General features: G+C 43.1%; 17 protein-coding genes. 6 read left to right on the top strand and 11 right to left on the bottom strand.

What is annotated here, in order from left to right; genetic code table 11:
* Window positions 1-332: 332 nt before the first annotated feature.
* Window positions 333-2810, top strand: a complete 2478-nt coding sequence (locus ACT3QN_RS06175) for a heavy metal translocating P-type ATPase (protein WP_444523607.1) — start codon at window positions 333-335, stop codon at window positions 2808-2810.
* Between the two features lie 97 nt (window positions 2811-2907).
* The gene (gene cueR / locus ACT3QN_RS06180; RefSeq protein ID WP_444523608.1) at window positions 2908-3300 is read left to right on the top strand and encodes a Cu(I)-responsive transcriptional regulator; all 393 of its coding nucleotides are present in this window, start codon (window positions 2908-2910) and stop codon (window positions 3298-3300) included.
* A 127-nt stretch (window positions 3301-3427) separates the two neighbouring features.
* Here the strand turns inward: cueR and ACT3QN_RS06185 are convergent, their stop codons facing one another.
* Complete coding sequence (locus ACT3QN_RS06185) at window positions 3428-4147, bottom strand: hypothetical protein (protein ID WP_441856591.1); 720 nt, start codon at window positions 4145-4147, stop codon at window positions 3428-3430.
* Between the two features lie 288 nt (window positions 4148-4435).
* Window positions 4436-5479: a hypothetical protein gene (locus ACT3QN_RS06190; RefSeq protein ID WP_444523609.1), complete on the bottom strand. Its 1044-nt coding sequence runs from the start codon at window positions 5477-5479 to the stop codon at window positions 4436-4438.
* Window positions 5480-5889: 410 nt separating this feature from the next.
* On the opposite strand from ACT3QN_RS06190, the gene ACT3QN_RS06195 reads away from it, so the two are divergent.
* Window positions 5890-6522 carry a hypothetical protein gene (locus tag ACT3QN_RS06195; protein ID WP_444523610.1) on the top strand — a complete coding sequence of 211 codons (633 nt, stop codon included), beginning with the start codon at window positions 5890-5892 and terminating at the stop codon, window positions 6520-6522.
* Between the two features lie 185 nt (window positions 6523-6707).
* Window positions 6708-8978: a TonB-dependent receptor gene (locus tag ACT3QN_RS06200; protein WP_444523611.1), complete on the top strand. Its 2271-nt coding sequence runs from the start codon at window positions 6708-6710 to the stop codon at window positions 8976-8978.
* 164 nt (window positions 8979-9142) lie between these two features.
* On the opposite strand, the gene ACT3QN_RS06205 is transcribed toward ACT3QN_RS06200, so the two are convergent.
* The 8 genes from ACT3QN_RS06205 to ACT3QN_RS06240 form a co-directional block, all read right to left on the bottom strand.
* A complete protein-coding gene (locus ACT3QN_RS06205; RefSeq protein ID WP_444523612.1) occupies window positions 9143-9568 on the bottom strand; it encodes an acetyl-CoA carboxylase biotin carboxyl carrier protein in 426 nt (141 codons plus the stop codon).
* Between the two features lie 19 nt (window positions 9569-9587).
* The gene (locus tag ACT3QN_RS06210) at window positions 9588-10775 is read right to left on the bottom strand and encodes an NRAMP family divalent metal transporter (protein ID WP_444523613.1); all 1188 of its coding nucleotides are present in this window, start codon (window positions 10773-10775) and stop codon (window positions 9588-9590) included.
* A 49-nt stretch (window positions 10776-10824) separates the two neighbouring features.
* Window positions 10825-11562: a 5-oxoprolinase subunit PxpA gene (pxpA, locus tag ACT3QN_RS06215; protein ID WP_444523614.1), complete on the bottom strand. Its 738-nt coding sequence runs from the start codon at window positions 11560-11562 to the stop codon at window positions 10825-10827.
* Window positions 11552-12475 (bottom strand): biotin-dependent carboxyltransferase family protein, encoded by a 924-nt coding sequence (locus ACT3QN_RS06220; protein ID WP_444523615.1) that lies wholly within the window; start codon window positions 12473-12475, stop codon window positions 11552-11554. Before ACT3QN_RS06220 ends, pxpA begins: the two co-directional genes overlap by 11 nt.
* A gap of 52 nt (window positions 12476-12527) precedes the next feature.
* Window positions 12528-13181, bottom strand: a complete 654-nt coding sequence (gene pxpB, locus ACT3QN_RS06225; protein ID WP_444523616.1) for a 5-oxoprolinase subunit PxpB — start codon at window positions 13179-13181, stop codon at window positions 12528-12530.
* Between the two features lie 86 nt (window positions 13182-13267).
* On the bottom strand, window positions 13268-14614 hold the full coding sequence (gene accC / locus ACT3QN_RS06230) for an acetyl-CoA carboxylase biotin carboxylase subunit (RefSeq protein ID WP_444523617.1): 1347 nt from the start codon (window positions 14612-14614) through the stop codon (window positions 13268-13270).
* Between the two features lie 68 nt (window positions 14615-14682).
* Entirely contained in the window at window positions 14683-15207 is a 525-nt protein-coding gene (gene accB / locus ACT3QN_RS06235; protein ID WP_444523618.1) for an acetyl-CoA carboxylase biotin carboxyl carrier protein, read from the bottom strand.
* Window positions 15208-15354: 147 nt separating this feature from the next.
* A complete protein-coding gene (locus tag ACT3QN_RS06240) occupies window positions 15355-16146 on the bottom strand; it encodes a putative hydro-lyase (RefSeq protein ID WP_444523619.1) in 792 nt (263 codons plus the stop codon).
* Window positions 16147-16369: 223 nt separating this feature from the next.
* Between ACT3QN_RS06240 and ACT3QN_RS06245 the strand changes: the two genes are divergently transcribed.
* Complete coding sequence (locus ACT3QN_RS06245) at window positions 16370-17143, top strand: IclR family transcriptional regulator (RefSeq protein WP_444523620.1); 774 nt, start codon at window positions 16370-16372, stop codon at window positions 17141-17143.
* Window positions 17144-17252: 109 nt separating this feature from the next.
* On the opposite strand, the gene ACT3QN_RS06250 is transcribed toward ACT3QN_RS06245, so the two are convergent.
* Window positions 17253-18152, bottom strand: coding sequence for a LysR family transcriptional regulator (locus tag ACT3QN_RS06250; protein WP_444523621.1), 900 nt, complete (start codon window positions 18150-18152; stop codon window positions 17253-17255).
* Window positions 18153-18335: 183 nt separating this feature from the next.
* Between ACT3QN_RS06250 and ACT3QN_RS06255 the strand changes: the two genes are divergently transcribed.
* A complete protein-coding gene (locus tag ACT3QN_RS06255; RefSeq protein WP_444523622.1) occupies window positions 18336-19013 on the top strand; it encodes a glutathione S-transferase family protein in 678 nt (225 codons plus the stop codon).
* Window positions 19014-19079: the final 66 nt, after the last annotated feature.

The raw sequence follows: 19079 nt of genomic DNA on the forward strand, positions 1-19079 counted from the left end.
TATTCCGTCATTGCTAGCGTTATTTATTATTGGTTTTTGTTCGCTAGCAGTCAAACGTAGTGATTTCATCAAGAGTTATTAACCCCTATCAGCGCTCGCGGGGAAGTTTATCTTATTATCCGTCATTTATCCTGCCCTATTTTAGAATTAATGCATCCATACCTCCAACAATAAACCATAATTGAGCTATTTTGGACTTAACGACAAGTATCAGACGCTACTATAAATATGTTTGTAAATATTTAAGTAAATTCGCTTGACCTTACCATGATGTCAACCTATATGCTGTCGCTATAGATTTGAAAATAGAATTAAAAACGACAGAGGTTGTTATGAAAACAATAAACACCGAAACCCCTACCCATCAAGAAGTTCTGAGCATTGAAGGCATGAGTTGTGCCTCTTGTGTCGGGCGTATTGAAAAACAATTAAAAAAGATTGAACACGTGGAAAACGCTGAGGTAAATCTTGCGACTGAACAAGCAACGATATACGCCTCTCAACCTTTAGATGTTACCCAGCTAAACACAGCGGTAGAACGCGCAGGCTATAAAGTAACGCCAATTGAACCGATTGAGCTATCAATAGAAGGCATGAGCTGTGCTTCTTGTGTTGGACGCGTTGAAAAATCTCTAAAGAAAATATCAGGCGTACAACAAGCCAGCGTCAATCTTGCAACCGAACGAGCCTTGATACAAGCGAACACCAAAATCAACACAAACGATCTGATTGAGGCTGTCAAAAAAGCAGGCTATGAGGCCAAACTGGTAAAACCAGATCAAGGTGAGCAACAGGAAAAGAAAACCTCGGAGCAAAAGCAGCTCAAACGAGATTTAGGTCTGTCTGTCCTGTTGTCATTGCCCGTATTCATTTTATCAATGGGATCACATATGATTCCCGCCTTTCATACATGGGTGGTGAATAACCTCGGTACTCAGCAAAGTTGGCTGATACAATTTGTATTAACCACACTGGTATTACTCTTTCCAGGGCGCCGCTTTTATCAAAAAGGCATGCCAGCCTTATTGCGTTTTGCCCCTGATATGAACTCGCTAGTGGCAATTGGTACCATCGCGGCTTATGGGTTCTCTCTTATAGCAACCTTTATGCCGCAAGTCCTACCTGACGGTACGGTACATGTCTATTACGAAGCCGCTGCTATGATTGTGAGCTTGATTTTATTGGGCCGTTATTTTGAGGCAAAAGCCAAAGGCCGCACTTCTGAAGCCATTCAACACTTGGTGGGCATGCAGGCAAAGACAGCTCGTGTACAGCAAGATGGTAAAGTTGTCGAAATCCCTGTCGAAGACATCACCGCACAAATGATAGTTGAGATTCGTCCAGGTGTGCGTGTCCCTATCGATGGCGAGGTGATCGACGGTCACAGTTATATCGATGAGTCTATGATTACGGGTGAGCCGGTTCCGGTAAAAAAACAAGCCGGTGATCAAGTGGTCGGCGGTACTATCAACCAAAATGGTACTGTGAATATCCACGCAACAGCCATCGGCGAAGACTCTGTGCTGGCGCAAATCATTCGTATGGTAGAACAAGCCCAAGGCTCTAAGCTACCGATTCAAGCGTTGGTGGATAAAGTCACTATGTGGTTTGTACCAACGGTGATGTTCTTGTCCGCGCTGACTTTTATCGTTTGGTTGATTTTCGGCCCTGATCCAGCATTAACTTTTAGTTTGATTAATGCCGTTGCGGTACTTATTGTTGCTTGCCCTTGTGCAATGGGACTGGCCACTCCCACCTCTATTATGGTTGGTACAGGGCGCGGTGCAGAGCTGGGTGTGTTATTCCGTAAAGGTGAAGCACTACAGTCGCTACAAGAAGTGAGCGTGGTTGCCGTTGATAAAACAGGGACATTGACCGAAGGCAAACCTACGTTAACGGATTTTCAAGTTCAGCAAGGGTTTGAGAAAGAAAAAGTCTTACGTGTGCTAGCGTCAGTTGAAGCAAAGTCTGAGCATCCAATTGCACTGGCTATTGTGCAAGCCGCAGAGCAACAAGACATTCAATTACTCCCTGTTACTAACTTTGAGGCGATGACAGGCTTAGGGATTCAAGCAAGCGTATCTGGACAAATGATTCACATTGGCGCAGATCGTTACATGCAGCAATTGGGTCTTAATGTCGCACCTTTTGAGCAGGATGCGCTACGTTTGGGGCAAGAAGGTAAAACCCCTATTTATATCGCGATAGATGAGCAGTTGGCCGCTATTGTTGCCGTTGCCGATCCTATTAAGGAAACGACGCATACTGCCATCGCAGCATTACATCAGCTGGGCTTAAAAGTAGCCATGATTACTGGTGACAATCGCCATACTGCACAGGCTATTGCCAACAAATTAAATATCGATCAAGTAGTAGCAGAAGTATTACCCGAAGGAAAAGTAGATGCGATACGTAAGCTACAAGAACAATATGGCCAAGTAGCATTTGTGGGTGACGGTATCAATGATGCTCCTGCACTCGCCCAATCTGATGTTGGCTTAGCGATTGGCACAGGTACAGACGTGGCCATTGAGGCTGCTGAAGTTGTACTCATGTCAGGTAGCTTACAAGGTGTACCTACCGCGATTGCCTTAAGCAAGGCGACTATCAGCAATATCAGACAAAATCTGGCTTGGGCGTTTGTCTATAATGTCGCCTTGATTCCGATTGCAGCAGGCGTGTTATATCCCGCGTTTGGTATATTGCTATCGCCCATTTTTGCGGCTGCCGCCATGGCACTGTCTTCTGTATTCGTACTAGGTAATGCGCTACGCTTGAAGTATTTCAAAGCACCTACCATTACAGAATAAATATAGAATCGTAAAGCATATCCATATAGGGTTTAGATACACAGATTATTTAAACCCTTTTATTATTTAAGTCCCTTTTCAAGTTAGGAGGATGATTATGAATATTGGTCAAGCATCAAAGCAGTCAGGCATCTCTTCAAAAATGATTCGCTACTATGAGCAGATTGGCTTGTTAGAAACGGTGCATCGCTCGGATGCAGGTTATCGTTTGTACTCTAAAGAAGATATAGACGACTTATGCTTTTTAAGACATTCTCGTGACTTGGGGTTCTCATCCAAGCAAATGAAAGAGTTACTGTATTTGCGCAAAAATGCTAATCGTCAGAGTGCAGATGTCAAACAACTGACACAAGAGCATATCGATACGTTAAACCAAAAAATTGTTCAATTGCAGGAAATGGTAGACTCGCTACAAGGTTCTTTTGATCATTGTGCAGGTGATGATAATGCAGAGTGCGCTATCTTGGAGGATCTTGGCCAAGTCAAATAGAGTTCTTAACGAGCATCTCTTAATTTAGAAGGCGTTAAAACGTCAGGCCATGCTGTTTTGCACAACTAAAAGAGAAGTAAATATTTATGCTGTTCAAATATTGGTGGGCTGAGGATGTATTCAATGTTCATATACTTGTTGCATTTTTATAATTTTTAGCTCGTGCCCGCTTTTCCTTTAGTGCTTTGACTTTCTTTTCCACAGACCACGAAGCCATCTCATGCTGCGTTGTCTCAAACTCTGTGATATGTATCCAATAATCTCTATGATGGGCCTTATTTGGCGATTCGATAATATCTTCAACTATACGGAACAAGCTCTGAAATGCGGCTTTATACCTGTATAAATCGACGACATTGACAGAATTTACCTTGGCGGTGAAATCTGCATTGACTTTCGTATTATCTGAATTTAATGCCACACACCATTGACCATGAGCAATCTTGTTTCGCAATAAGCTAGGATCAAATATATACTCATCTATAAGAGCGAATATTTTTCTTTGCGTATTGGGAACATGGCCACTGCTTTTTCCTTGCACTTTTTTCAAAGAAAGTTCAACGCACTTCTTCCACGCTACAACAATATTTCTTTTACCTTTGGATTTGACTTGTGAAATCTCATCAAGAGTCAAACCATCCGGTGTATGGATAACTTTTGAGAAGACAGCTTCTGCAAAAGCACAATAGACTTGCGCTAGGATTTTGGTTTGAATTTCTGCAGAAGAGGTATCGCCACCAGAATAAGCGGCATTTAAAGACTTATTGATATGTTTCCAAGCTTGTTCTAATGCCCTTACGTTTTTCGTCTGGGCTGCAAACACATTTATTCTATCAGTTTCTAACATATAGTCATTCCAAGGTAGGTAAAGAACACTTGGGAAAATGCCCTTTACCTACCCGGAATCGAACCGGGAACCCGTTCAAGAAACGGTGTCTTACCAAATTAGACGATAGGTCCGTGTTCATTTTGATTGTTTGAGTGATTATAGTCAACCCCTTTGCGAAAAAACAGTAGTTTACCCAATTGACTAGCTATTACATTTGGTCAATAACAATATCAATGTCAGGTTGTCGCTGGCAGCCGACTAACACCTACGTGCCATGAGAAGATTGCGGTAATCTTATTCGAGAGTTTATTTCACTCTAGGGTAGTTAATCACTTGACGAAAGTGTAAACAATTTTGATCACCTTCACGGATCCATTTCTCAGTAATTTTATCAAAATATAACTGAACAACTCTTTCTGAACGGAAAAAGCTTGGATCAAGAGGATGTTTAGCATACGGGTTGTGAAATACTTGCAAACCATCGGAGACAGTTTCATTATGATCACCTGAAAAGCAATTTTGCATTTCTGGTATTCCGTTAGGTGGAGTGCCCCAAATAGAGCTGACCATAGCCTCATTAATAGGGTTTTCGCTCATCGCGCATAACTTTCCCCAAGTAGCAACACAACTAAAAACAATAGCGCTAACTTCAGACATAGAAGGATTATTGAAAAGCCCAAGTTGAATTTCTGTACCATTATCTTTTTCAACAAACCCTAGGTTTACCCTTGGAGGGCCGTGTGGAAATTTATCAGGATTATCTAGATACGCATCCTCATCTACATAATCGTCATAAAGCAAAGCTTTAATTGGTCGATCATATTGGAGGTTAAAGTGAGGTTGTTCAAATGGAGCAACGGCTAAGACAAATGGCTTACCTTTGACATGATCTAATTTTCGATATTTTTTGTCGTATAACTGTGCTTTGCTAAAAATTGAATTAGATAGCCTAATTATTGCTTCAGTATTCAGCTTCTTAAAGCGACGAAGAGCTTCCATTTCTTCTTTACCAAAGGTTTTGTCCCACTCATTAGGCTTTCCTTGAGCAGAGTTAGCTGTTACCGCCTCAATAATGATTTCCGATTTTCCATCTGATACTGAAAAGTCAGGAGTTGGTGAGCTCCAATCTACAGAAAAACCATAATACTTAAATACAGAGAAGAGATAAATTTCCCAAAAACTAGAATTAAAAGTTGTTTGGAATTCCTTTACTAACTTCCCATCTCGATCAACAAATCCATCAGCCCACTCTTCCAAGAGATCTCTTTCCGCCTTACTGTGAGGAATGAGAATTGAGCTAAAGTTTTTATGTTGCAAGTGTTCCTCAACTACAGGGGTAAATAGATCCATCCCAAGCCCTCTAATGTCCAAATGATAGGCAAATATCAGTTAGTAAAAATTAGCAACGAAGTAACATACTAGTTGTTATTTACCCTTGTTCAACACCTTATTAAACCACGATTTTCGTAAAAAATTCAGTTTTCACAGAGTTAGCGATAAAATATTGCGTAAGCGATGATAATGCAGATTGCGCTATCTTGGAGGATCTTGGACAAGTCAAATAGAGCAAATATATCAGCTATACCTTTGTATATGACATCTCCGCATAGTTTTGAGAACATGCCACTTGTATAAAGTAAGTCAATTAACTTACAATAGTATTGTTAATAAGTTTTGTTAAGTTAACTTATCATAACGTATCAATATCTGTTCGATTCAGATCAATACTTCCTGTGCAAGATTTATGTGATGAATCCGCCATGACCTCAAAACGCACTCACATTGTACGACGCCGCACCGCACTGTCGGCAAGGGTGATGTGGACGGGCATGTTGCTTGCTTGTTTTGCATGGTTGATACATGCGTCGCCATTTTTAGCCACGCTATGGGATAGCAGTATTGATGATGTTGATAATCAACATCACACTCATTTAAGTCATAATTTGCATGTTGAGCTGGCGCCCATCATCTCTGCGGTTGAACAGTATGAGCGAATCAAAGCCGATATTGCTCAAACCAATCGCACATCACCTCATGATAGTGCTGCCCATCAGTTATATTTTTATGACACATTTACTTCTGAATCGCCATCCACAGTAGCTGACACAGAGTCGAGGGCTATCGACGTCACTGTTGCACCAGCGACATCACCAAATTTACAACATCAGGTTAGTATTCAAAGCTCTGAGTCTAACAACGGACATCACAGTCGCTGCAGTATCTGTACGACTATGTCTGCAGCTCTATTACCCACTCTTATCAAGTTAAACAAGCCCTCTCTCATTGAGCCTATCACTACCATAATGGCCATAAGATCCGATGAAGCGAGTTCTTATGTCGCTAGCTTCGTTCGGCCGTTATCACGTGCACCGCCTCCTATCCTGCAAACATAATCAGTCATTACTATAGGCATTCAACTTTCGATGTTTGATTGTCGGCTTCGTGCGGTCGATACTTTATTTCAGATATCAAACGCAGAAGCATCGAACATAAAAATGTTGAATCACCGCTATGACTGATAACCGAAAATACAATCCCCTTTATCACGTGTTTTTCAAAGTTTTCAGGACATAATACTATGCAACATCTATCAAAAAGTACGGCACCTGCATTAAGACTTAGCGTTTTGGCAGTAGCGGTGTTTCAAATCAGTAGCGCATACGCTCACAATGGCGAAGATCATTCTAATGATGATATACCAATGGCTTACCTGCCAGCTATTACCGTGGAGGCAAGCGCGTCAGGCGCCAATAGTCTAGGTACCTCTGCGACGCTTAATCAACATGATATCAACAATAAACAAGTAGCGACCAGCGATACTGCAACCATATTAACCAAAATCCCTGGTATTAATGTGCAAAGTGCAGGTGGCATCTCAAACCTACCAGTGATTAGAGGGCTGGCTGATAACCGTCTGCGCATCTTAGTAGATGGTGTCGACTCAATCGCCTCTTGTCCAAACAGCATGAACTCACCCCTGTCCTATATATCACCGAGCGCGGTCGAAGAAACCACTGTCTATGCAGGCGTCACACCCGTGAGTGTCGGTGGTAATAGTATCGGTGGCACCATTGTCGTAGAATCAGCAGAGCCAACGTTTTCAGAAGACAGTACGGTCGTTACCTCAGGTGAAGTGGGTGCGTTCTATCGCAGCAACGGCAATGGCTACGGCGCCAACGTTGAAACCACCATCGCTAATGACGCATTAAGCCTGTCGTATAAAGGCAGCTATGCAAAATCAGACAATTACGATGCTGGTGGTGACTTTAAAGCTTATACTGATGCGAGTGGCAGCGGTCAAAGCTTGGCAAAAGATGAAGTTGGCTCGACGGCTTTTGAAAGCCAGACTCAGTCTGTCGATGTGGCTTATCAAAATGGAGATCATCTGCTACAAGGTACCTATCTATGGCAACACGTGCCAGAAGAGCTGTACCCAAACCAGCGTATGGACATGCTAGACAACCAGCTCGACAGAGTGAACCTGCGCTATAAAGGTGAGTTAAACTGGGGTCAGTTAGAAGCACAGGCTTACCACGAAGACGTCGAACACTATATGAACTTTGGTGAGGACAAACAGTTCTTATATGGCACCGCTGCTGGCATGCCGATGTATACCGACAGTGAAACCATCGGTGCTAACCTGAAGGGTATCGTTGATTTAACTGACCAAGGTACGGTGACCCTAGGCGCCGAGTATCAAGACTATACACTCGATGACTTATGGCCCGCCTCTGGTACTGGCATGATGGGGCCTAATGAGTTTCAAAATATCAATAATGGCGAACGCGAACGTATCGGTGTTTATGCTGAGTGGGAAAAACAAATAGCACCAAAGTGGAACACACAGCTAGGCGCTCGTTATGAAAACGTACGCACCAGTGCTGATGAGGTCAGTGGCTACAATTCAATGATGATGACCAACCAAGGCCGCGATAGCGCCATCTTTAATGCCAGTGACCGTAGCACCACTGACAATAATGTCGACGCCACTGCCATTGCGCGCTACGATATGAGCGACAACAGCTCTATCGAATTTGGGGCTTCACACAAAGAGCGCACCCCTAGCCTATACGAGCGGTATACATGGTCGACATGGGGCATGGCCTCTATCATGAATAACACTGTGGGTGATGGTAATGGCTATTTCGGTGATCCTGATCTAAAACCTGAAAAATCTAATACGCTATCCATGACATTTGACTGGCGCGGTGCCGATGATAACTGGGGCATAAAAGCAACGCCTTATTACTCGCACATCGATGATTACGTTGATGCCGTACAGTGGGATTCAACAAACAATACTGCCGCAACCACTCAGACCGCCAATCAATATAACGTGATGCGTTATACCAACCAAGATGCCAGAATATACGGCATCGATATCATAGCGGACCGCGACTTAGCATCGAACGCTTGGGGTGATTGGGGACTGGCTGGATCACTGAGCTACACCAATGGCAAAAACAAAGATACAGGTTCTCATCTTTACAATATCATGCCACTCAATGCCAGTATTGCGCTCAATCACGAAAACAACAACTGGAAAAACCAAGTTGAAGTGGTTGCTGTAGCCGCTAAAAATAAAGTATCAACGCCGCGTAATGAGGTTAAAACCGCAGGTTACGGTTTATTGAATCTGAGCACTGGCTACCAATGGGATGCGGTTAGCGTTGAGGCAGGTATTGATAATGTGTTGGACAAAAACTACGCATTGCCACTGGGCGGGTCTTATATGGGTCAAGGCAGCACCATGGGCATCAATAACGAGCTCACCACTGGATCCAACTGGGGCACTGGCGTACCTGGCGCGGGTCGTTCGTTTTACATGGGCATCAACTATAAGTTTTAATTAAAAACTCGCGTTTTATCATCAAATCACTACCTCTATAAAGAAGCCAAAATATAATGGGCTTGGCTTCTTTTTTAATATTAAGCGTAAAAAAACCCTTCAAGCAACAGTTGTCGCTTAAAGGGTTTTTTATTTCGATTTAGCTAAAACTACATTAATTACCTTTAACTGCGGGCTAACTCGAAGATAGGCTGTCCGTATTCAACATTCTGACCACTTTCGACCAAGACAGCCATGACAATACCTTCTTTATTACTAATCACTGGCTGCAAACGGGTCAATTCATCAATAAAGCAGATGGTTTGACCTTTTTGAATATGGTCGCCTTCTTTGACTAGGTTTTCTGTTGTGTCGTCTTCACTTAAGTAGATCTGCCCTACATAGGTTGCAGATATTTGTACGGCATCACTACTCTGCTGTTCTGGCTCATGAGTAGCTGTAGTGTCTATAGGATTGGCGCTGACATTACTCTGCTCGCCTAAACTATTCACCACCTTGATAGATTGACCATTATCTGCAATCGTGACTTCGTGCAACTGACTACTCTCAACCATTTTGACCACACGTGCTATTTGCTCTATATCCATCATAAACTCCTTAAATTAACAGTTAACTCATACCTAGATATTTAGCAATGGTCATGGCACTCAGAATACTCATAACGATGGCGATTAACCAGCCAAATGCTGCAATCCAAATCGGATGCTTATAATTGCCAACAATATTTTTTCTGTAGGCGGCAATCAGGATGATTATCATGGCGATAGGCAATACCAAGCCATTTAGTGTACCAACCAATACCAATACTTGGGCAGGTTTACCGATAGTCGCAAACACCAGTGTCGAGACAACAATAAAGCCAATAATGAAGTAGCGTTTGTGCTTCTCAATAAACGGATGAAAGTTGGTCATAAAGGACACAGAGGTATAAGCAGCACCGATCACCGAGGTCACAGAAGCCGCCCAAATCACCATACCAAAAATAACCTTACCGGCGTTTCCTAAAATATACTCAAAAGGCGACATCGCTGGGTTGGTAGGATCCAATGCAAAGCCTTGAGACACCACACCTAATACCGCAAGGAATAAAAATACGCGGATTACAGAAGCAATCAAAATACCCGAAACTGAGCTTCTGGTGACTGAACCTAAATTCTCTTCTCCGCTCACACCCGCTTCTAATAAGCGATGCGCACCCGAGAAGGTAATATAACCCCCAACCGTACCACCTACTAGTGTCACGATAGCGACGGCATCAATCTTGTCCGGCATGATGGTCTTACTGGCGGCTTCTGCTAGCGGCGGATCAGACTTAAAGACCACATAAATAATCAACACAATCAGGATAAAGCCCATTAACTGAGCAAATTTATCCATCATAGGGCCCGTTTCTCGGCCCAAAAAGATAGCAACGGCAATCACACCACTAATCAATGCACCCGTGATAGGTGATATGTTGAACATGGACTGCATACCGAGTCCAGCCCCGCCAATATTACCAATATTGAAAGCCAGACCACCCGCAATAATCAGGAAAGCGAGCAAATAACCGACACCAGGAAACACCAAGTTGGCGATTTCCTGTGCACGTTTTTTGGAGACAGCAACGATGCGCCAAACGTTTAGCTGAACGCCAATGTCCATGATAATAGATATTAAGATAACAAAACCGAAACTTGCCATGAGACTTTCGGTGAATGTGGCGGTTTGGGTCAAAAACCCTGGCCCTACCGCTGATGTCGCCATCAGAAAGGCCGCACCTAAAATGGCGGTATTGTGTTTTTTTAGAGTACTCATAAATATCCTTGCTCTGTATGAGGTTGTTTAATTGTTAGGGGGCGGATATTTATTTGGCAGAGATAGTGATGCCTTTGAGCTCTAGTTGTTTCTTGATTTCTTGTGCAAATAAAATAGCATGTTCGCCATCACCATGTAGGCAGATACTTTGTGCTTCTACGGGTACGGTTTGGCCACAAACACTGGTGACCGTCCCTTCAGTAATCATCTGCAACACATGCTTAACCGCATCATCTGTATCGGTGATTAAGGCATTGTCTTTGCTACGAGAGACCAGCGAGCCGTCTTTTTCATAGTTTCTATCGGCAAACACTTCTGATATGGCTTCTAAACCATGCTTCTTAGCTGATTTAACCAAATAGCCGCCGGACAAACCCATGACCTTTAGGCTTGGATCAAATCGTTTGATTTCACTGACCAAAATATCTGATAAACCCTCATCAATGGCGGCTTGGTTGTACAGCGCGCCATGCGGCTTGACGTAGTCTAGAGTCACGCCGACCAAATCACAAAGCGCTTTGGTTGCACCCAGCTGGTATGCTAACAAAGCACGATATTCAGATTCGCTCAGTGGCTCATGAATACGGCCAAAGTTTTCTCTATCGTTTAGACCAGGATGCGCGCCTACGCTCACGTTGTTTTCTTTGGCCAATTGCAACGTGGCGAGCATCTCGCTATAAGAGCCCGCGTGAAGACCACAGCAGACATTGGCTGAGCTGACTATCTTTAGTAACTTATCATCTTGCCCGCAGCTTTCTGCCACATCAGCATTTAAATCAATTTTCATTGGCATACTCCTTTATTTGATCGATATAGTGTTGTCTTTTTTGCTGTTCCTTTAACGCTTGCTCTAATGACACAACGACGAACTGGCAGGCTTTGCCAAACCTAATCTGTGCCATCAGACCTATGTCAGCATTGATAACGGTTGCAATTTTTGGATAGCCGCCCGTCGTCTGCCCATCTGCCATCAAAATAATCGGTTGCCCTTGCGGTGGCACCTGAATCATACCCATATCGACACCATGCGAGCTCATTTCTACGGGCTTACTAAATTCAAGCGCTGTTGCTCCCTCAAGGCGGTAGCCCATACGGTTACTACTGGTTTGTAGTTTCCAAGGCTGGGCCTCAAACGCTTGCTGCGACGACTCAGTGAAGCAATCATATTCGCTACTCTTTATCACTCTAATGGCATCGGTTGGGGCAATGCGAGCAACGCCAATCACAGGCAGGTTTGATTCGGTTTTTACCGTTAAGCTGTCATCGGCTTTTAGATATCGGCCGTCGAACCCGCCAAATTCGGCTTTTAGATTGGTGCTGACTGACTGTAATACTGGCTCAATATCAAAGCCACCGTGCACACATAGATAGGTATACATACCTTGTAACGGACGCAAAAGCTTGAGCGTCTGCCCAGCAGTCGCATTGATACGCCAATAACAAGGAACACGCTTATCATCTAAATACGCTTCATATAAAGCGCCTGTTAAACAAAAACTGACGCTTTCTTCAAACTGTATGCTTAGCTCACCGAGGGCTATTTCAACAGCAGGTTCGTTTGCCTCGTTTTTCATCAAAGCATTACCGGCTTGTAGCGCCCAGTTGTCCATCACGCCATTTCTGCCGACACCCATGCTTCGGTAACCCAGTCGTCCCGAATCTTGAATACTGGCAAGAGCATTTGCTGTTAAAATTTTCATCGATACCACCTGTCTGTATATCTTCTGAATTTATGTGGCTTTTATTTACCGCTTATTGATGAATATCAATCGCGGTAAAGGTCAAGGTATCACCAGCGTTCAGCAACGTTGGCGCGGACTTGGTCAAGTCAAATAAAGCAGTATCCGTCTGACCTAGTAGCTGCCAACCGCCTGGAGAATCAAAAGGATAAACCCCTGTCTGCTCGCCGCCGATACCCACTGAGCCTGCTGGCACTTGGGTTCTAGGAATGGCATGCCTTGGGAAGTATAGCGACTCAGACAAGCCACCAAGATAAGGAAATCCTGGCTGAAAACCGATGAAGTAAACGGTATAAGTGGCTTTAGTATGTAGATCGACGACGGCTTCAACTGAAAGGTTTAGATCATCCGCCATGGCCGCTAGATCGGGGCCATATTTGCCACCGTAATGCACGGGTATCTCGACGTGCTTACCTTGGATGGTTTTTGAAGGGATGTCATTGAGCAGTTCTGCCAGCTTATCTCTAAAAGCAGTCAGCTCAGCCCAAGTTAATGGTACGGTGAATACACTGAGCGTATTCATACCAATCACCACTTCGATGACTTCTGGCATTTTTTGGATACTGTCTGATAAAGCCCAGCATTTTTGTTGTTTTTCTAAGGTGGTCGGTTTAGGGAAAAACAGCGCTAGATTGGTTTCACTGCATATTTGCCATTGTAGTTCCATTAGCACGCACTCCATTACTTTTTAGCTAAATTTGGCTTTTATTTCGGTAAAGATGAAAGATATAAATAAGTAAGAAAAGAGATGATTTATATATTGTCTTGTATCCACTCTTCTAAATAATGAATGCTCATTTGACCCTGACAAAACACCTCATCTTCAAACAGACGTTGATGCAAACCAATATTGGTATCAATGCCTATAATTTGCGCCTCCGATAGTGCCGCACGCATTTTTTCTATCGCTTTTTCTCTTGAGCGATCTTGTACACAGATCTTGGCAATCAAACTGTCATAAGATGGCGGCACGGTATAGTTTGACTCAGCATGGCTATCTACTCTGATACCAAATCCTGCTGGCATATGGCAGTAGTCTATGCGTCCAGCATTTGGCAAAAACGTCTGCGCGTTTTCAGCATTAATACGGCATTCAAAGGCATGTCCGGTAATGGCGATATCGCTTTGCTTGTAAGCCAGCGCGAGCCCTGCCGCCACTCTTATTTGCTCCTGCACGATATCAACACCCGTCACCATCTCAGTAATGGTGTGCTCAACCTGCACACGGGTATTCATTTCGATAAAGAAGAACTCGCCATTTTCGTATAAAAACTCAAACGTACCTGCGCCTCTATACTGCATTTGCTCACAAGCGGTAACACAGGCTTGACCGATTGTGCGGCGCTGCTCTTCAGTAATACCGGGTGCTGGGGCTTCTTCAATGACTTTTTGATGACGGCGCTGCATCGAGCAATCACGCTCACCTAAATAAATCGCATTACCATGGGTATCGGACATGACTTGTACTTCGACATGGCGAGGTGCTTGTAGATATTTTTCAAGATACACGATATCGCTACCAAAATTGGCTTTGGCCTCTGTTTGCGTCATAGAGATAGCAGAGAGCAAATCAGCTTCTTTTTCGACCACGCGCATACCACGCCCGCCGCCGCCACTTGCGGCCTTAATAATGACTGGATAACCAACGTCACTCGCCATTTTGATAACTTGCTCTGAATCAGCAGGCAAAGCGCCATCAGAACCCGGCACACAGGGCACGCCCGCCATAGTCATTTGCTTTTTGGCTTCAACCTTGTCACCCATATTTCTGATGTTGTCAGCCGTTGGGCCGATAAACACGAGACCTGAGTCTTCAACCAAAGCGGCAAAATCAGCGTTTTCAGACAAAAAACCATAGCCCGGATGGATGGCCTGCGCATTGGTGATTTTTGCCGCAGAAACCAGCGCTCTTTGATTCAGGTAGCTGTGGGTGGCGTTGGCAGGTCCGATGCATACTGCTTCATCGGCTAGGCGTACGGGTAACGAGTCTTTATCAGACTCAGAGTGAGCAATGACAGATTGAATACCTAGCTGCTTACAAGCTCGGATGATACGTAGCGCAATCTCGCCACGATTGGCAATTAAGATTTTTGTGAACATGTTTATTCCCTTAAATATATAGTGTCAAATACAGTTTTTGTGCAGCGTCCATACAATATTGAGCAGCTTTAACTGCCTGGCGCTATAATAAATAAGGGCTGTGCATATTCTACGACATCACCTTCATCGATCAGAATCTCTTGAATCGTACCATCAGCTTCTGCCTTTACCTCATGCATCATCTTCATGGCTTCAATGATACATAGCGTCTGCCCTGCTGTTACCTGATCACCTACCTTAAAGAACACTTCAGCTGACGGCTCAGGACGAAGATAAAAAGTACCAAGCATAGGCGCCAATACTTGTAATGAAGCGCTAGAGGAATTGGCGACCTCTGTGGTCATTGTTTCATTAATAGAGTGGTTGTCTGCACTGCTATTATTAGCAATGTTATTATGGGATTCTGTCGTTTGTGAGTCTGATTGAGAAATTTTCGAGTGGGAAGTATTGCCAATATGATTGTTACTTTCATTGCCATTGGCCTGACAAACGATAGAGATACGAGCATCACCATCAGTCACTTCTAGCGATTGTATATCAGCATTTTCTGCGATCTTGATCAGCTTTTCTAAATCCGTAAAATTAATATTCATATGATTGGCTGTTCCATTAGAGTGAATAATTATGTTTTATAAAAACTTGTGCGATGTAAAAATAGATACTTAGATACTTGCAATGTAATTTATATAGCTAGAGTCTTACTTTTGAGCATTTTTTATTTAGCGGTATGGGCATTAAAATTATAAAACTGCCAAATCTTCATCCTTTGGGTCACAGATAAACATATATCCCGGAGCATGTGTGATCATGAGTTCTGGCTTACTGGTCATTGCAATACTTTGAGGCGTGACGCCGCAAGCCCAAAATACAGGTACTTCACCCTCCTCTAGGCGTGATGCATCACCAAAATCAGGCGTATGAATGTCTGTTATGCCAATGACGCTAGGGTCTCCGATATGGACAGGCGCGCCATGTACTTGCGGAAACCGTGAGGTGGCTTGGACGGCTCTAGTGATTAATGGATAAGGTATCGGTCGCATGCTGACCACCATTTTTCCATGAAACTGCCCTGCAGGCTCGGTTTCTATGTTTGTGATATACATTGGCACATTATGATTGTCTTCGATATGCCTGATAGGAATAGACGCATTTAGCATGGCAGATTCAAAGGAAAAACTGCATCCTAAAAGAAAGCAGACCAAATCCTCTCGCCAATAGTCTTTTAAATCTGATACCTCAGCCACTAACTCGCCGTATTTATATACTCGATACTTTGGGACATCAGATCTCAAGTCTGCGCCTTTTGCCATGAGACGTGGCTCTGCGCTACCGACATCAGTAACATCCAAAACAGGACAAGATTTTGGGTTTCTTTGTGCAAACAATAAAAAATCATAGGCCAAATTTTTGGGCACTATGACTAGGTTTGCTTGTATATGACCTTTACACATGCCAGACGTCGGCTTGTTAAGTTCATTGTTACTGATTAACGTTCTGACCTCCATCGGGGACATATTTGCTAAATCTAACATGATTACAACCTCTTACGTTTTATTATTTTTAGCAGATAAAAGTTTATAATCTGTTTTATATTGATATAGTTATTTATGATTTTATTTCATATATCGAGAACTATAATTATCGTTATGTAACTTATCAGAACAATTTCGATATGACAAGATATGAATACAGAAATATGCGATAAACATGATGATTGATCTTATTGAACACACAGTTAAGGATACAAATTAAACTATGAATAATGTCAAAAAAAAGGGCTCAAGCGTCGAGCGAGTTTTACAAATCGTAGAAGTATTGGCCAGATCTCCTAAGCCTATGGGAGTTATTGATTTAGCAGAAACATTGGACATCCCTGTACCTAGTATGTACCGATTGTTAAATCAGCTACAACCACTTCAATTTGTCCAATTAGATTTGCATGGAAAAGTAACCTGCGGAAAAAGAACACATGACTTAGCTTTAGACTTATGGAAAAACAGTCCTTTTAAAGCAGAAAGATTAGCAATATTACAACAGCTTTCCGTTAAAATTGGTGAGTCGGTAGGGATTGCGGTGTTGCAAGACTTAGAAGTGGTATATATCGATCGTGTGATATTTGACTGGCCTGTCCAAATACAGTTACCTACTGGAACCAATGTACCTATCTGGGCCTGTGCCAGTGGTAAATTATTATTGACGCAGTTGGCTGATAATAAGTGCGAGCGTATTGTAGAAAAACTATCGATACAGGCGCTCACGACTCGTACTCAGACTGACAAAAAACAATTAATGACGTCCATTGCTGAAGTACGTAATACACAGATAGGGACAGATAATGAAGAGTTTATTCCTGGTATGGTCGCCTGTGCTGTCCCGATTCCGAATGGCGACCAGCCCGCATTCGCCACGGTATTTACTCATAGTCCTACCGTCAGAAAATCTTTGGATGAGCTACTGAGTTATGTGCCTGTCATGCAAGAGGCGGCCAACGAGTTATCTGTTGTTTTCAATCATGAATATGATGAGTAGCATGTCATAATATGCTATGACTCTTGTGTCTCAAGCCTCTTAGGCCTTGATGTGAATATGAATGTAATGCGATTGTAGATAGCACGCTTCCATTACATCAACGCTCACTTCATACTTTTATTTTCTCAACCAAAAAGTCTACAGCGGCTTTTACTTTTGGCACGAGATAGCGCTGCTTTTGATACAGCAAATACACAGCCATATCAGCATGTTGCGTGATTGCTAACGGATGCTCAAATTTAATCTCCTGTAACGCGCCTGACTCAAGATACGATGACAACGCCCAGTGGGTAGACATTAAGATACCTTCACCGTCACAAGCTTTTTTGGCCAGCCATGGCCCGTTATTTGATATCGCAACTGCTGGCCCCGAAACATCATGCCATTGGTCGTCCACATGGCATAACCAAGGCGTTGGCCCATTTGGCGCTTTGAAATACAGTCCTTTATGTTTTTTTAATTCCATTACATGACTAGGTGCACCATAAGCCTTCAGATAACTGGGCGCCGCAACCGGTATAAACCCATTGTCCATGAGCCTAATAGCAATCACTCGCTCATTTGGTGCATAACCACCGCGAATCGCAATATCTACATCGTCACGCCCTAATGCGGATAGTTCATCACTGAGACTGACATCCAATACAATCTCTGGATACAACTTACCAAACTCATCTAACAATGGCAGTAGTATCTTTTCACCAAAACCAACCATCGAACTGATTCGCAAGCGGCCCATGGGCGTCGTTTGGTAACTGCGCACCGTTTCTTTGCTTTGCTCTAGCTGGTTCAATATGTGCTGCATATCATTGTAATAAACCTGCCCTACTTCAGTCAGCTTTACGACTCGGGTCGAGCGCTTTAATAATGTCGCGCCCAAACTTTTTTCCAAATCAGATACTCGTCTAGATAATGACGATGGCGGCACTTTAAACGCACTCGCCGCCTTAGTAAAACTGCCTGTCTCGGCGACTTTGCTAAAATACCGTATGGCACGTAATTGATCCAACTGACCTCTCCATTGAGTAAATAGTTTAGTATTTTCGCCTTATTATTGTCTTAAAAGCAATAGTGATTCACGTTATTCCTTATATATAACCACATTAAAACCAGTAATAATGTGGTTAACTTGAACGTCGCAATTAAAATACGATTAAAAATAACTTTTATGTCAACAATGGAAGAATGACTTATGATTACTTTGCACGGTTTTGCAGCAAGCAACTATTACAACATCGTTAAACACACACTTTTGTATAAAGGTATTCCGTTTCAAGAAGACCTTTTATACGCGGGTAGTGACGATCTATTAACCGTCAGCCCAGTGGGTAAAGTACCTGCTATCACAATGCCTGATGGGTTTAATCTGTCAGAATCGAGCGTGATTTGTGACTTCCTTGAGGAAACATATCCAGAAAAGCCGCTCTATCCAAGCAATGCAGCAGAACGCGCGGCTGTACGTCAAATTATGAAAATAGCAGAGCTGTATTTTGAGCTGCCAAGCCGTCGCCTGATTCCTTATGTATTTTCTGGTACTCAAGCGCCTGATTCCATCAAAGATGAAGTACGTCAAGTGTTAAGCCGCGGTATTGTTGCTATGAATCGCTTATGTAAATTTTCTCCTTGGATTGCAGGCGAGCACTTCACCATGGCTGATATTTACGTTCATTACGTCAATACTATTGTCAACGCTTTTGGAGCGACTCAGCTTGAGTGGGATTTACTAGCAGAAGTGGAAGGCATGAAGGAATGGAACAAGGCCATGAGTGAAACTGACATTGCAAAAAGCGTTCAGGCAGATAGCCAAGCAAACATGCCTGAATTCATGCAACACGTGACTGCTCAAATTAAAGCCGCCAACGCTAAATAATATGTAAGAAGGTGAGCTAATAAAAATTAGCCACATTAAGAGAACTACCAAAACTCAATAATCTAA

Origin of the sequence: Psychrobacter sp. AOP7-C1-14, from assembly GCF_052376135.1 — a bacterium.
GTDB lineage: Bacteria > Pseudomonadota > Gammaproteobacteria > Pseudomonadales > Moraxellaceae > Psychrobacter.

Excerpts from the sequence above, each read along its gene's own strand:
- accC (WP_444523617.1), bottom strand. The coding sequence starts at position 14,614 with ATGTTCACAAAAATCTTAATTGCCAATCGTGGCGAGATTGCGCTACGT.
- ACT3QN_RS06255 (WP_444523622.1), top strand. The coding sequence starts at position 18,336 with ATGATTACTTTGCACGGTTTTGCAGCAAGCAACTATTACAACATCGTT.
- ACT3QN_RS06210 (WP_444523613.1), bottom strand. The coding sequence starts at position 10,775 with ATGAGTACTCTAAAAAAACACAATACCGCCATTTTAGGTGCGGCCTTT.
- ACT3QN_RS06220 (WP_444523615.1), bottom strand. The coding sequence starts at position 12,475 with ATGAAAATTTTAACAGCAAATGCTCTTGCCAGTATTCAAGATTCGGGA.
- ACT3QN_RS06245 (WP_444523620.1), top strand. The coding sequence starts at position 16,370 with ATGAATAATGTCAAAAAAAAGGGCTCAAGCGTCGAGCGAGTTTTACAA.
- pxpA (WP_444523614.1), bottom strand. The coding sequence starts at position 11,562 with ATGAAAATTGATTTAAATGCTGATGTGGCAGAAAGCTGCGGGCAAGAT.
- cueR (WP_444523608.1), top strand. The coding sequence starts at position 2,908 with ATGAATATTGGTCAAGCATCAAAGCAGTCAGGCATCTCTTCAAAAATG.
- ACT3QN_RS06175 (WP_444523607.1), top strand. The coding sequence starts at position 333 with ATGAAAACAATAAACACCGAAACCCCTACCCATCAAGAAGTTCTGAGC.
- accB (WP_444523618.1), bottom strand. The coding sequence starts at position 15,207 with ATGAATATTAATTTTACGGATTTAGAAAAGCTGATCAAGATCGCAGAA.
- ACT3QN_RS06190 (WP_444523609.1), bottom strand. The coding sequence starts at position 5,479 with ATGGATCTATTTACCCCTGTAGTTGAGGAACACTTGCAACATAAAAAC.
- ACT3QN_RS06205 (WP_444523612.1), bottom strand. The coding sequence starts at position 9,568 with ATGATGGATATAGAGCAAATAGCACGTGTGGTCAAAATGGTTGAGAGT.
- ACT3QN_RS06195 (WP_444523610.1), top strand. The coding sequence starts at position 5,890 with ATGACCTCAAAACGCACTCACATTGTACGACGCCGCACCGCACTGTCG.
- ACT3QN_RS06240 (WP_444523619.1), bottom strand. The coding sequence starts at position 16,146 with ATGTTAGATTTAGCAAATATGTCCCCGATGGAGGTCAGAACGTTAATC.
- pxpB (WP_444523616.1), bottom strand. The coding sequence starts at position 13,181 with ATGGAACTACAATGGCAAATATGCAGTGAAACCAATCTAGCGCTGTTT.
- ACT3QN_RS06185 (WP_441856591.1), bottom strand. The coding sequence starts at position 4,147 with ATGTTAGAAACTGATAGAATAAATGTGTTTGCAGCCCAGACGAAAAAC.
- ACT3QN_RS06200 (WP_444523611.1), top strand. The coding sequence starts at position 6,708 with ATGCAACATCTATCAAAAAGTACGGCACCTGCATTAAGACTTAGCGTT.